Origin of the sequence: Pseudomonas sp. IT-232MI5 (assembly GCF_949767845.1) — a bacterium.
GTDB lineage: Bacteria > Pseudomonadota > Gammaproteobacteria > Pseudomonadales > Pseudomonadaceae > Aquipseudomonas.
The window spans coordinates 238,462-251,251 of sequence record NZ_CATKQE010000058.1; the positions used below are offsets into that span (position 1 = coordinate 238,462).

A 12,790-nucleotide genomic window follows, 5' to 3' on the forward strand; every position below is an offset into this window, starting at 1 on the left:
GCTCTGTTTTTGTCGGTGATTTCGATCTTTCAGAGATGAAATTGCCCCGTATTCTTTCCGGAGAGTGGATGGTTCGTCCCTCGGTTTTGCTCCTGTTGTGTGGATCGTTGCTACTGCCGATGACGGCGGTTGCGCGCCTGCCCGGGCCGTTGCAAGCCGTGCCGGCGGCCAAGGTGCGGGACTTGTCCGAGATTCGCAGCAGCCGCGTATTGCGCGTGCTGGTCAACCAGAGCCGCAACAGCTCCGGCGAAGTTCAGGGCCAGGCCATCGGCGTCGAATACCATCGCCTGCGTGCCTTCGAGCAATACCTCAATGGCCATGCTCGCGATGGCCAGGAAATCACCCTCAAGATCATTCCCAAAGCCAAGGACCAATTGCTCGGCGCCTTGCAGCGTGGCGAAGGTGATCTGGTCGCACCGGGTGAATTGCTCGATCTGCAATCTGGCTATGCCGTGGCCAGTAGCGAACCGGTCGCCAGCAACGTGCCGCTGGTGTTGGTCGGGATCAAGGGCGAGCGACGCTACACCAAGGTCGAGCAACTTTCCGGCAAAACCCTCGCGTTGCCCACCGGCAGTGCGGCGGGGGAGGCGGTCAGTCAGCTCAATCAGAAACTGGCGTTGCACAAACTGGCGCCGATCAAGATCGAATGGGTCGATCCGACCCTGGCGGTCGAAGATGTGCTGGAGATGGTTCAGGGCGGGATTTTTCACCTGACCATCGTCGAGCAACCTATCGCCGAGCGTTGGGGCAAGATCCTGCCGAAGCTGCGTTTTGACCGGCAACTGATCATCAGCGAGCCGGGCGAGGAGTACTGGTTCGTGCGCCGTGACGCCGCAATGTTGCGTGCAAGCATTGACCGCTTCCTCGGCGGTTACAAGAAACCCTCGAACGAAGATGCTGCGTTTTTGCGCATCTATCGACGCCTGTACCAAGTCCACAATCCGTTGGCTAAGGCCGATCGCCAGCGTCTCGAAAAACTGCGCCCGACTCTGCAAAAGCACGCCGCCGCGCAGAACATGGACTGGCTGAATCTGGCCGCACTGGCGTTCAAGGAATCACGCCTGCAACCCAACGCCCGTAGCGGCAGCGGCCCGACGGGGCTGATGCAGATCACGCCTTCCGCCGCTCAGCGAGTCGGCGTGAGCAATATTCAGAATCTCGATGCGAATGTGCAGGCCGGCGCCAAGTACCTGGCGATGATTCGCCGCAAGTTTTTCAACAGCCCCAAACTCAACGAGCGCGAGCGCATGGCCTTCACCCTCGCGGCCTACAACATTGGCCCCGAGCGCGTGCAGGGCATGCGCGCCGAGGCCCGGCGGCGCGGGCTGAATCCCAACCAGTGGTTCTTCCAGGTCGAGCGCATTGCCATGGAGCAGGTAGGAATGGGGCCGGTCAGCTATGTTAATAGCGTGAACAAGTATTACTTGGCGTTCGACCGGGAGCGGGAGTCGTTGGAGCCCGGGGCGCAAAAAGTCGTCTCACGGAAATGATCTAATAAACTGATTGTTATGGCGGAATATTTGCGCTTTTAACATGAATTTTACTGATTAATATAGCGGCCAACCAACACACACAACTTCTCGCAAAAACAAGGAATGCCCCATGAGCTCTCTGATCAACAAAGTATTGTTCACCCGCGCCGGCTACGGTCTGACCATCCTGCGCATTGCGGTCGGCGTAATCTTCGCTGCGCACGGCTCGCAAAAACTCTTCGGTCTGTTCGGTGGGTATGGTCTGGCAGGCACCGCGCAGTACATGGACAGCATTGGCCTGCACCCGGGCTACCTGATGGCCACATTGGCGGGCGGTACTGAGTTCTTCGCCGGCCTGGCCTTGATCATCGGCCTGCTGGTGCGTCCGGCGGCGTTGGGCCTGACCTTCCTGTCGCTGGTGGCGATCTTCACCGTACACATCAGCAACGGTCTGTTTATGGCCAACAACGGTTACGAGTTCGCCCTGGCCCTGCTCGGTGGCAGCCTCGCCGTCCTGATCGAAGGCGCCGGCAAGCTCTCGGTGGACCGCGCCATCGCCGGTTAACCGCTCTGGCTCAAGGAAAAGGCCCGCATTGTGCGGGCCTTTTTTGTTGCGGCTGATTCTTGACACTCATCGGTCACGTTCTCTAGGATGTTGCCCATGCGCCGATTTAAACAGCTACTTGCGGGGCGCCAGGTGACTTTCAACAGTTGCCGTCAGAAGCCGGAACAGGGCTTTGAAATACCGCTAAAGCGCTGGTTCGGTGTTGCCTCTCACCTGCCATGCAGACTTTTGAGGCAGAGACACGACACGATGAATGCACTACGCCCTCCAGCACGTCCCGCGCCGATCACGGCACATATCACCCAGCGCAACCCGAAAATTCTCCTTGGCGGCAAACATCAGCCGACGCTGTTGCGTTATCTCGATGGCTGGCCACGTCGCAGCGGCGGTCCTGCCGCGTTCCTGATCCAGTTCGTTGAAGACGGCGAGTCGCTGGCGCGTTTTGCCAGTGACAGCTTTGATCTGGCGGTGATTCAAGCGCCGAGCGTTGAGGATGCGCCGGAGATGATCAAGCAACTGACCCGCGTTGCGCGGCAGGGCTTGATCACCCGACGCTGATACGCTTTACGGATAGTCGATAGCGACGATGTAAACGAACTGTTCACCCGTCGGCGTCTGCACCCGGACTTCTGCATCCAGCGCCTTGCCGATCAAGGCGCGGGCCAGTGGCGAGTCGATGCTGATCAGGCCCAGTTTCAGATCCAGTTCATCCGGGCCGACGATGCGGTAGCGCGATTGCTTGCCGTTTTCGTCTTCGATGGTTACCCAAGCGCCGAAGTAGACCTTGTTCGGATCGCTGGGTTTTTCGCTGACGACTTTCAATGCTTCCAGGCGTTTGGTGAGAAAGCGTACGCGACTGTCGATCTCGCGCAGCATCTTCTTGCCGTAGGTGTATTCGGCGTTCTCCGAGCGATCGCCCTGAGCCGCCGCCTCGCTGACCGATTGCGTGACTTGCGGGCGGCGCACATGCCACAACTCATGGAATTCGGCGCGCATCCGCGCTTCACCCTCAGGGGTGATCAGCGCGGTGCCGGCGGGGCGGGGAGGGCGATAACGGCTCATGGCAACTTCTTGTGATTAAGACCGCCTGAGTCTATCAACCCTCACGCAACACTGTCAGTGGACTTGCATTGAGTGCCCGGCGCGTTCCGAATACGCCGGCGCCACCAATCAACGCCGCGCCAATCAACGGCAGCACCAGCAACCATGGATGCGGGTGCCACGGTAGATCGAACGCGTAGCGATACAAAACCAGACTCACCACTTCCGAACCGATCGCTGCGAGCAAACCGCTGACCGCACCGAGCAAACCGAACTCGATACGCCGCGCCTTGATCAGCAACTGCCGCTCCGCACCCAACGCACGCAACAGCGCACCTTGGCGAATACGTTCATCGAGCGTCGCCTGCAAGCCGGAAAACAGCACGGCCATGCCCGCTGCCAAAACAAACAACAACACATATTCCACGGCCAGGGTGACTTGGGCGAGGATGCTGCGCAGCTGTTCCAGCAGCGCTTCGACCTGAAGAATGGTCACAGCGGGAAAGGTTCGCGACAGTTCGACGATCTGCTGGTCATGGCCCGGCGCCAGATAGAAGCTGGTCAGGTAAGTCGCCGGCAGATCCTTCAATGTGCCGGGCTGGAAGATCATGAAGAAGTTCGGCTGGAAGTTGTCCCAGTTGATTTCGCGCAGGCTGGTGACCTTCGCCTCGCGATTGACCCCGCCGACACTGAACACCATGTGGTCGCCGAGTTTGAGCTGGAGGCTTTCGGCGACTTTGCCTTCTACCGATACCCCGGGAACATCGTCGGTCGGCTGATCCTTCCACCATTCACCCGAAGTGAGCTTGTTGCCCGCCGGTAAGTCAGCGGCCCAGGTCAGACTCAAATCTCTTTGAACCGCGCGGTCGCCCGCCGAATCCTTGCTGACGATTTGCTGCACGGCTTCGCCGTTGATGCTGATCAATCGTCCCGGCACTACCGGATACAGTGGCGCGGCTTGCGCAGACACTTTGATCAGATGATCGGTGAACGCCTGTTTATCTGCCGGCAGAATGTTCAGGGCAAAATAGTTGGGAGCGTTTTTCGGAAGCTGGTTTTGCCAGGTGTCGAGCAGTTCGCCGCGCAGCAGGGCGATCAAGGCCATCGACAGCAGAATCAGACCGAACGCCAACGATTGACCGGCCGCTGCCAAGGGATGGCGCAGCAACTGGCCCAGGCCCAGGCGCCATGGCAGCGAAGCTCGGGCGAGCATCCGCCGCAGGCTTTGCAGCAACAACAGCAGCAAACCACCCAAGACCAACGCGGCGACCACGCCACCGCCGAGCAGGGCGAATGTCAGCAGCAGATCGAGGCTCAGGCGCCACATGATCAAACCGAGCGCACCCAACGCGGCGCCATAAACCATCCACGTGCTCGACGGGATCGGCAGCATGTCGCGGCGCAGCACCCGCAGCGGCGGCACGCGACCCAATGCGGCCAGCGGCGGCAAGGCGAAACCGGCCAACGCCACCAGCCCGGTGCCGATCCCGGCGATGGCTGGAAACAGCCCGCCCGGCGGTACATCGCTTGGCAACAAATCATGCAGCAGCGCGAACAAACCCAGTTGCGCCAACCAGCCGAGCAATGCACCACTCAGTGCGGCGAGCAGCCCGAGCACGGTCAACTGCAAACTGAACAGCACCATGGTTTCCCGGCGCGAAAGACCAAGGCAACGCAACAACGCACTGGCATCGAAACGGCGACTGGCAAAACGGTTGGCCGATAACGCCACCGCGACACCGGCCAACAGCACGGCGACCAGACTGGCCATGTTCAGATAACGTTCGGCGTTGCCCAGTGCACCGCCAATCTGCCGGTTGCCATCGCGGGCATCCTGAATGCGCTGATTCGCAGCGAGCCCGGGTTTGATCAGTTGCCGATAGGTTTCCAGCGCCTGCGGTTCGCCGCGCCACAGTTCGCGGTAACTCACGCGGCTGCCGGGTTGCACGACACCGGTGGCGGCGAGGTCATCGAGGTTGATCATCACTCGCGGCGTGAGGCTGTAGAAGTTGCCGGCGCGATCCGGTTCGTAGGTCAGCACACGGGTCATTTTCAATGTCTTCATGCCGACATCGATGCTGTCGCCGATCTTCAGATCCAGTGCGGTCAGCAGGCGTGCTTCGACCCAGGCTTCGCCGGGTTGCGGTTCACCGCCGGGTTCTTCGGTGGCGAAGGGCGCTGGCGCACTCTTCAGTTCGCCGCGCAACGGATAGGCGCGGTCGACGGCTTTGATGCTCGACAGCTGAATGCCGTTGTCGGTGGCGATGACGCTGGAGAATTCCACCACTTGCGCATGCTTCAGACGCAGCTCGGTGCCGCTTCTGATCTGTTCTTCGCGTGCTGGCGAACTGCCCTCAAGCACCAGGTCGGCGCCGAGGAACTCGGTCGCGCGCAGCATCATCGCGCCATTCAGTCGGGCACCGAAATAGCCGATGGCGGTACTCGCCGCTACTGCAACGACCAAGGCGAAGAACAACACGCGCAATTCGCCGGCGCGGGCATCGCGCAGGAGTTGGCGTATAGCGAGACTGAACAGACGCAACAGCTGCAAACGTGCCATCAAGGCTCCAGAGGGGCGACCAACAGCCCGGCTTCAAGACGGATCAGGCGCCGGCAGCGATGGGCCAGGCGTTCGTCGTGGGTCACCAGCACCAGGGTGGTGCCGCGTTCCTTGTTCAATTCGAAAAGCAGATCGCTGATGCGCTCACCGGTGTGGCTGTCGAGGTTGCCGGTCGGTTCGTCGGCAAACAGCACATCGGGCTCGGCGGCAAACGCACGGGCGATCGCAACACGTTGTTGCTCACCACCGGAGAGCTGGCGCGGCGAGTGCGTGAGGCGCTGGCCGAGTCCGACGCGCTGGAGCAATTCGGTCGCGCGTTCACGGGCGTCTTTGCGGCCATCGAGTTCCAGCGGCAGCATGACGTTTTCCAGTGCGTTGAGGCTGTCGAGCAGTTGAAACGATTGAAAGACGAAACCCACGTGCTCGGCACGAATACGTGCGCGCTGGTCTTCATCGAGATTGCTCAGGCCCTGGCCGGCGAGAATGACTTCGCCACTGCTTGGCAGGTCGAGGCCGGCGAGCAGGCCGAGGAGGGTGGATTTGCCTGAACCGGATGCGCCGACGATGGCGAGGCTGTCGCCCTTGTTCAGTTCCAGGCTGAGTTCGTGCAGGATAGTCAGTTCACCTTCCGCGCTGGGAACCACTTTGCTGAGGTTCTTCGCGGTGAGAATGCTTGCGCCCATGGAGAATCCGATGCGTGTGTGGTTTTTGAGTGCTGGCCTGGCCTTGATGTGCATGGCCCAGAACGCAGCGGCGGGTACTGTCCTGATCGTTGGCGATAGTATCAGCGCCGGTTTCGGACTGGATACCCGCTTGGGGTGGGTGTCGTTGCTCGAACAACGGCTCAAACAGGAGGGTTTCGACGACAAAGTGGTCAATGCCTCGATCAGTGGCGACACCAGTGCCGGAGGCCAGGCACGGCTGCCGGCGCTGCTTGCAGAGCATAAGCCGGAACTGGTGATCCTCGAACTGGGTGGCAACGATGGCTTGCGCGGAATGCCGCCAAATCAATTGCAACAAAATCTTGCCTCGATGATCGACAGCTCGCGTCAGAGCGGGGCCAAGGTGCTGTTGCTCGGCATGCAACTGCCGCCCAATTACGGCAAGCGCTACACCGATGCTTTTGCCGAGGTCTACGGCAAACTCGCCGACGATAAAAAGATCCCTCTGGTGCCGTTTTTCCTCGACGGCGTGGGCGGTCATCCAGACCTGATGCAGGCCGATGGTCTGCACCCGGCGGCCGGGGCTCAGGGCAAGTTGCTGGAAAATGTCTGGCCGACGCTAAAACCGCTGTTATGAGGCTTTTCTAAGGGCAGGCTTTCGGCTAATGTGGCGCCCCCTTATTTGGAGCCCCCGATGTCGCGTTCTGCCTGGTCCCTGTTTGCCTACCAACTGATCGAGCCTGACGAGCAGCTGGATCTGTTCGCCTGCCAGGAAGTGCGGGTGCATCTGGTGACCCGGCAACTCGAACTCGGTGGTTCGGCCGATCGCACCCTGTGCGGCAGTCTGCTGCCGGCGCAGCCGCGCTGGTCGAGCGTGGATCGCCGGGTGTTTCAGGATCAGCGCCTGTGCTCGCTGTGCCGGGCGATTCTGGAGTCGCAGAAGCGCGGCACCTCGCCAATCTGGCCGGAGCTGCGTTTCGAGCTTTAAGAGCAAAAGATCGCAGCCTGCGGCAGTTCCTACATGGGTTCGCGTAATCCTGTAGGAGCTGCCGAAGGCTGCGATCTTTTCGCATTCAGCACGGTCCATCGGCGTGGCTCCCCGAATATTCAAAGTGCGGTGTACAATCGCGCTCTTATACCCTTGTTGATCATGCGAAGGATTTTCCGGATGTTGCCGCGCTTTCCTGCCGTCACCCGCTGCCTGTCACTTGCCGCCCTGTGTGTGGCCGGTCCCGTTGCTGCATTGGAGTTTCCCCTGCCACCACCCGGTGAAGACATCATCGGTCAGGTGCAGGTGATCAAAGCCAAGTACGAAGACACCTTCGCCGATCTGGGCACGAAGTACGATCTGGGTTACTCGGAAATGGTCGCGGCCAACCCGGGCGTCGATGCCTGGTTGCCGGGCGCCGGCACCGAAATCGTTCTGCCGACCCGTTTCATTCTGCCGCCGGGCCCGCGCGAAGGCATCGTCATCAACCTCGCCGAATACCGCCTCTACTACTTCCCGAAAGGCAAGAACGTGGTGTACACGTTCCCGCTGGGTATTGGTCGTGAGGGCTGGGGTTCGCCGATCGCGCACACCTCGATCACCGCCAAGACGCCTAACCCGACCTGGACGCCTCCAGCGTCGATCAAGGCTGAACACGCCGCTGACGGCGACCCGCTGCCGAACGTAGTGCCGGCCGGCCCGGACAATCCGCTGGGTCCGTTCAAGTTCACCCTGGGCACGCCGGGCTACCTGATCCACGGTTCGAACAAGAAATTCGGTATCGGCATGCGCACCAGCCACGGCTGCTTCCGCATGTTCAACAACAACGTGCTGGAAATGGCCAGCATGGTCCCGGTGGGTACCTCGGTGCGCATCCTCAACGATGCCTACAAGTTCGGCAGCAGTGGCGGCAAGGTCTATCTGGAAGCGCACACGCCGATCGACGACAAGGGCAACCCGTCGGTGGTCGACAAGCACACTGCCGTGATCAATGCGATGCTCAAGCGCGAAGACGTCACCAGTAACCTGCGCGTGAACTGGGATGTGGTGCGTGATGTGGTCGCGGCTGAAGATGGTCTGCCAACTGAAATCGGCACGCCGAATACCTCGGCGCCGATAGTCTCGAACACACCGATCGACTTGCAGCAGTAAGTCGAGATCAAAAACCCGCCGATGCGTGTAGCGTCGGCGGGTTTTTTATTGCCCGGGGAAAAGCATCGGGCACAAAAAAGCCGACCCGAAAAATCGGGTCGGCTTGATAACAATCCCGAGGGATTATTACTTGCGGCTAGCTTTGTCCAGCATGCGCAGAGCACGCTCGTTAGCTTCGTCAGCAGTCTGTTGTGCTTTTTGAGCAGCAGCCAGAGCTTCATCAGCTTTACGGTAAGCTTCGTCTGCACGAGCCTGGGAGCGAGCAGCTGCGTCTTCAGTAGCGGTCAGACGTGCTTCGGTTTCTTTCGATGCGCTGCTGCAACCGGTAGCCAGAACTGCGGCCAGAGCCAGAGCAGAGAATTTCAGAACGTTGTTCATCGTGTTCCCCTTCAAGGACTTTCAAATTAAGTGGCTGTCTCCTCACGATTGAGGAAATAGCCGGCGTACATACTACCCATTACTTGTAGTAAGTAAACTGACGTAAGGCAAGAAGCAAAAAAAATTGTAGGCGTTGATTCTTTTTCGAGCAACTTTTAACTGCACTGCTTAAAAAATACCCAGCTGCAAGCCCCGAGCTGAGCGAGTTAATGAGAAAAAGTTCCCGTTGCCACGTGCTGTTTTTGCAGTCTTGGCTAAAGTCTGTCTAGATGAATTCGTCCACACTTTTGTTCCGATTTTGCGCGCTGCTTCGCTTATCTTTGTCCATGTTGAGGTGACTTTAAAAAAGGCTGCACGTCTTAAGTCTCAACATCCGGCAATGTTCAGGTGAGTGGCCCGGGAAGATCTTCTCCCCAATCACCTCTGCGTCCATCGGAGCAACCCCCGTCAACCCGCTTGATGACGAGCGTACCTTGAGCATTTTTGCCAATGGTGCCTACTATTTATCAGGTGCCAGGTTGCGCGAGATCGGTGTGGCTCTTCTCGGTGTCCATCAGGCACGGGGTGGCGTAGATGTTCCTTCGCCGGAAAAACATCGGTAAGGTAGGGGTCAGAATTCAAGACCCGCGAGGAGTAGTGATGAGCGAGGCGTTGTCCATCCACCATGACCAGGCTGGTCATCAGTTCGAGACCAATGTGGACGGTCATCGTGCCTACCTGACCTATATGGATCTGGGGAAACAGACCCTGGATATCTATCGCACCTTCGTGCCCAACGCCCTGCGTGGCCGTGGCATTGCCGCAGCGCTGACCGAAAGCGCGCTGCAGTACGCCGAAGAAATGGGCTACACGGTGATCCCGTCATGCTCCTACGTCGAGCGCTACATGGAACGTCATCAGCGCCGCGCCGCCAAAATCTGAATCGCACACACAAAAACGCCGGGCATTGCCCGGCGTTTTTTTATGCCTGTAAAACGCGTATCAGCTGCGCTGGCGTTTCGGCAGAACATCCTTGAGCTTGGCGTGCATGCTGCGCAGGGTGTTCTCGGTGGCGGACCAGTCGATGCACGCATCGGTGATCGACACGCCGTATTGCAGGTCGGCGAGGTCTTTTGGAATTGCCTGGCAACCCCAGTTCAGGTGACTCTCGACCATCAGGCCGATGATCGATTGATTGCCTTCGAGGATCTGGTTGGCGACGTTTTCCATCACCAGCGGTTGCAGAGCCGGGTCCTTGTTGGAGTTAGCGTGGCTGCAATCGACCATGATGTTCGGCTTGATCTTCGCCTTGTTCAGCGCCTGCTCGCACAGGGCCACGCTGACCGAATCATAGTTCGGCTTGCCGTTGCCGCCGCGCAGCACCACGTGACCGTAGGCGTTGCCTTTGGTGGTGACGATCGACACGCCACCTTCCTGGTTGATGCCAAGGAAACGGTGCGGGCTGGACACCGACTGCAAGGCGTTGATCGCCACAGTCAGACCGCCGTCAGTGCCGTTCTTGAAGCCGACTGCCGAGGACAGGCCGGAAGCCATTTCGCGGTGAGTCTGCGATTCGGTGGTACGCGCGCCGATGGCCGACCAGCTGATCAGGTCCTGCAGATACTGCGGGGAGATCGGGTCGAGGGCTTCGGTCGCGGTTGGCAGGCCTTTTTCGGCCAGATCCAGCAGCAACTGACGACCGATGTGCAGACCGTCCTGAATCTTGAACGAGTCATCCAGGTACGGATCGTTGATCAGGCCTTTCCAGCCGACGGTGGTGCGTGGCTTCTCGAAATATACGCGCATGACCAGATACAGGGTGTCGGAAACTTCCGCAGCCAGCACCTTGAGGCGATCGGCGTATTCGTGGGCAGCCTTGATATCGTGGATCGAGCACGGGCCGATCACTACGAACAGACGGTGGTCGGTGCCATCAAGAATGTTGCGAATGACTTCGCGACCCTTGGTGACGGTGCGCAGGGCAGCATCGCTCAGAGGGATATCACGCTTGAGCTGATCGGGAGTGATCAGGGTCTCGTTAGAGGCGACGTTTAGGTCGTTGATCGGTAAATCAGCCATCGTTTACTCGTCAGGTCACGGGTGCCGGCCGCCAGCGATCCCCGCGCGGCGGAGCACAGCAGATTTAAGCGCGTCGGGGAGCGGAACCTTAGCGCGTAAAGCGCCTGCTAGACAATGGGCAAAAGGTGCTTTAGTCCAGCGCTGGCTGCGCAAAAGCCTTGCGCACGCTGTCGTGGGAGAACTCGTCGGCGTGTTGCTCGACCCATTGCAGGGCGACTGCCTGAATTTCTTGCAGGTCATCGTGGGTGTCGTGCATGCGGCAATAGCGCTCGATCTGACACACTTGCTCACCCATTCGCGCACTGAACAGCGTCTGCTCATCGGTGAACGCGATGCCCACCAGATAGCCTCTTTTGCGTCGCAGGCACCACGCTACATAGCCCGGATAACAGATGTCGGCATTGAGTGTCGGCATGCGTACTTGCAGGGCGGTGCCATGGCGCCAGGCACGGTGGTAATTGCAAGCGATGCCGCCGAGGCTGATAGTGTGCAGCTGTTGCCTGGAAATACACTCAGGCTTGAGCAAGGTTAATTCAACCGGCACCTCGTCCGGATGAGGAATGAAACGTCCCATGAGCACAGACTCCCTGTGTCGGCCATTTGACATTGTTTCCCCCAGTATAGTGGTCGAATCCGAACTGACCGATTTCGACGCCGACCAACGGCTATTGGCGATGAGCGGCGTTTCGCTGGTGATTTTCACCAGCGTCGGCTGCGCCAGTTGCCGTTATGCCCGCGAGGTGTTGCCGGGACTCGATCTGGCAATCGATCAGTTGTGCTGGATCGATGCCGGCGACAACGGCGGGTTGGTGGAGCGCTATCAGGTCTTTCATTTGCCGGCGCTGTTTGTGGTGCGCGACGGCGAGTTCTTTGGGGCATTGCACACGCGCCTGACGGCCGATGCGCTGAACGCGGCGCTGGCGCAGGCACTGGGTCGAATTGCAGAGGAGTTGCCATGATGGGGGCAGTGAATAAACCGGTCATAGGGATTATCGGTACCGGTGCAATCGGGGGGTTTTACGGTGTGATGCTGGCGCGCGCCGGTTTCGATGTGCACTTCCTGTTGCGCAGCGAGTTTTCAGCGGTGGCCGAGCGCGGCTTGCACATCAACAGCGCGGTGCATGGCCCGCTGACGTTGCATCCGGCGCAGGCCTATTCGTCGGCCGAAGACATGCCCAAATGCGACTGGCTGTTGGTGGGAGCGAAAACTACCAGCAACGCCGGCCTCGCGCCTTCAATCATTCAAGCGGCCAAACCCGATGCGAAAGTGCTGGTCCTGCAAAACGGTCTCGACGTCGAGGACAGCCTGCGTGAACTGCTTCCCGACTCTCTTCACCTGCTGGGCGGTTTGTGCCTGATCTGCGTGCATCGTGAGGGACCTGGACAAGTCACCCATCAAGCCTTGGGCGCGGTGAACGTCGGTTATCACAGCGGTCCGGCCAGTGATGACGTCGCACCTATGGCGATCGTCGAGGAGGGGGCCGGGTTGTTCCGCGCTGCCGGAATCGATTCCCAGGCGATGCCCAATCTGCAACAGGCGCGCTGGCAGAAACTGGTGTGGAATATTCCTTATAACGGACTTTCGGTTCTGCTCGGCGCCAGCACCACACCGCTGATGGCCGATGCCGACAGTCGCGCGTTGATTCAGGCGTTGATGGCCGAAGTGGTGCAGGGCGCCAAGGCCTGCGGCCATGACGTGCCGCCGGGATACGCCGACTATCTGTTCATGATGACCGAGAAAATGCCCGACTACTGGCCGAGCATGTACCACGACTTTTCACACAAACGCCCGCTGGAGCTGCAAGCGATCTACGCTCGGCCATTGGCAGCGGCGAAAGCGGCGGGCTGTGAGCTGCCGCGCATCGAAGCGTTGTATCGCAATTTAAGTTTTATCGACCGGCGCAACGTTTAAGC

The 12,790-nt window shown here is 59.5% G+C and carries 15 protein-coding genes; 9 read left to right on the forward strand and 6 right to left on the reverse strand.

Features of this window, described 5'->3' with window-relative positions; genetic code table 11:
• Nucleotides 1-68: 68 nt before the first annotated feature.
• The 3 genes from ACM6JQ_RS24385 (at nucleotide 69) to ACM6JQ_RS24395 (ending at nucleotide 2,595) form a co-directional block, all read left to right on the forward strand.
• Nucleotides 69-1,490, forward strand: a complete 1,422-nt coding sequence (locus ACM6JQ_RS24385) for a transglycosylase SLT domain-containing protein (RefSeq protein ID WP_007950156.1) — start codon at nucleotides 69-71, stop codon at nucleotides 1,488-1,490.
• Nucleotides 1,491-1,602: 112 nt separating this feature from the next.
• Nucleotides 1,603-2,037: a DoxX family protein gene (locus ACM6JQ_RS24390; RefSeq protein ID WP_007908568.1), complete on the forward strand. Its 435-nt coding sequence runs from the start codon at nucleotides 1,603-1,605 to the stop codon at nucleotides 2,035-2,037.
• Between the two features lie 249 nt (nucleotides 2,038-2,286).
• Complete coding sequence (locus ACM6JQ_RS24395; RefSeq protein WP_007908569.1) at nucleotides 2,287-2,595, forward strand: hypothetical protein; 309 nt, start codon at nucleotides 2,287-2,289, stop codon at nucleotides 2,593-2,595.
• Nucleotides 2,596-2,601: 6 nt separating this feature from the next.
• Here ACM6JQ_RS24395 and greB read toward each other — a convergent pair whose 3' ends face one another.
• The 3 genes from greB to ACM6JQ_RS24410 are packed head-to-tail and all read right to left on the reverse strand — an operon-like array spanning nucleotide 2,602 to nucleotide 6,321.
• Nucleotides 2,602-3,099 (reverse strand): transcription elongation factor GreB, encoded by a 498-nt coding sequence (greB, locus tag ACM6JQ_RS24400; RefSeq protein WP_414894791.1) that lies wholly within the window; start codon nucleotides 3,097-3,099, stop codon nucleotides 2,602-2,604.
• Nucleotides 3,100-3,133: 34 nt separating this feature from the next.
• A complete protein-coding gene (locus tag ACM6JQ_RS24405; protein WP_414894792.1) occupies nucleotides 3,134-5,638 on the reverse strand; it encodes an ABC transporter permease in 2,505 nt (834 codons plus the stop codon).
• A complete protein-coding gene (locus ACM6JQ_RS24410; protein WP_007908572.1) occupies nucleotides 5,638-6,321 on the reverse strand; it encodes an ABC transporter ATP-binding protein in 684 nt (227 codons plus the stop codon). Before ACM6JQ_RS24410 ends, ACM6JQ_RS24405 begins: the two co-directional genes overlap by 1 nt.
• A 10-nt stretch (nucleotides 6,322-6,331) precedes the next feature.
• Between ACM6JQ_RS24410 and ACM6JQ_RS24415 the strand changes: the two genes are divergently transcribed.
• The 3 genes from ACM6JQ_RS24415 (at nucleotide 6,332) to ACM6JQ_RS24425 (ending at nucleotide 8,440) form a co-directional block, all read left to right on the forward strand.
• Nucleotides 6,332-6,937, forward strand: a complete 606-nt coding sequence (locus ACM6JQ_RS24415; protein ID WP_007908573.1) for an arylesterase — start codon at nucleotides 6,332-6,334, stop codon at nucleotides 6,935-6,937.
• Nucleotides 6,938-6,994: 57 nt separating this feature from the next.
• On the forward strand, nucleotides 6,995-7,288 hold the full coding sequence (locus ACM6JQ_RS24420; RefSeq protein WP_007908575.1) for a hypothetical protein: 294 nt from the start codon (nucleotides 6,995-6,997) through the stop codon (nucleotides 7,286-7,288).
• A gap of 180 nt (nucleotides 7,289-7,468) precedes the next feature.
• Nucleotides 7,469-8,440, forward strand: a complete 972-nt coding sequence (locus tag ACM6JQ_RS24425) for a L,D-transpeptidase family protein (protein ID WP_007950157.1) — start codon at nucleotides 7,469-7,471, stop codon at nucleotides 8,438-8,440.
• Between the two features lie 126 nt (nucleotides 8,441-8,566).
• Here the strand turns inward: ACM6JQ_RS24425 and oprI are convergent, their stop codons facing one another.
• Complete coding sequence (oprI, locus tag ACM6JQ_RS24430; protein ID WP_003199355.1) at nucleotides 8,567-8,818, reverse strand: outer membrane lipoprotei OprI; 252 nt, start codon at nucleotides 8,816-8,818, stop codon at nucleotides 8,567-8,569.
• A 639-nt stretch (nucleotides 8,819-9,457) separates the two neighbouring features.
• On the opposite strand from oprI, the gene ACM6JQ_RS24435 reads away from it, so the two are divergent.
• The gene (locus ACM6JQ_RS24435) at nucleotides 9,458-9,739 is read left to right on the forward strand and encodes a GNAT family N-acetyltransferase (RefSeq protein ID WP_003226804.1); all 282 of its coding nucleotides are present in this window, start codon (nucleotides 9,458-9,460) and stop codon (nucleotides 9,737-9,739) included.
• Between the two features lie 60 nt (nucleotides 9,740-9,799).
• Here ACM6JQ_RS24435 and ACM6JQ_RS24440 read toward each other — a convergent pair whose 3' ends face one another.
• Complete coding sequence (locus ACM6JQ_RS24440) at nucleotides 9,800-10,876, reverse strand: 3-deoxy-7-phosphoheptulonate synthase (protein ID WP_007908583.1); 1,077 nt, start codon at nucleotides 10,874-10,876, stop codon at nucleotides 9,800-9,802.
• A gap of 130 nt (nucleotides 10,877-11,006) precedes the next feature.
• A complete protein-coding gene (locus ACM6JQ_RS24445) occupies nucleotides 11,007-11,450 on the reverse strand; it encodes a PilZ domain-containing protein (protein WP_110720410.1) in 444 nt (147 codons plus the stop codon).
• Here ACM6JQ_RS24445 and ACM6JQ_RS24450 point away from each other — a divergent pair.
• On the forward strand, nucleotides 11,449-11,835 hold the full coding sequence (locus tag ACM6JQ_RS24450) for a thioredoxin family protein (protein ID WP_042705015.1): 387 nt from the start codon (nucleotides 11,449-11,451) through the stop codon (nucleotides 11,833-11,835). The two genes, ACM6JQ_RS24445 and ACM6JQ_RS24450, sit on opposite strands and share 2 nt — an antisense overlap.
• On the forward strand, nucleotides 11,832-12,788 hold the full coding sequence (locus ACM6JQ_RS24455) for a putative 2-dehydropantoate 2-reductase (protein ID WP_414894793.1): 957 nt from the start codon (nucleotides 11,832-11,834) through the stop codon (nucleotides 12,786-12,788). Before ACM6JQ_RS24450 ends, ACM6JQ_RS24455 begins: the two co-directional genes overlap by 4 nt.
• Nucleotides 12,789-12,790 lie beyond the last annotated feature (2 nt).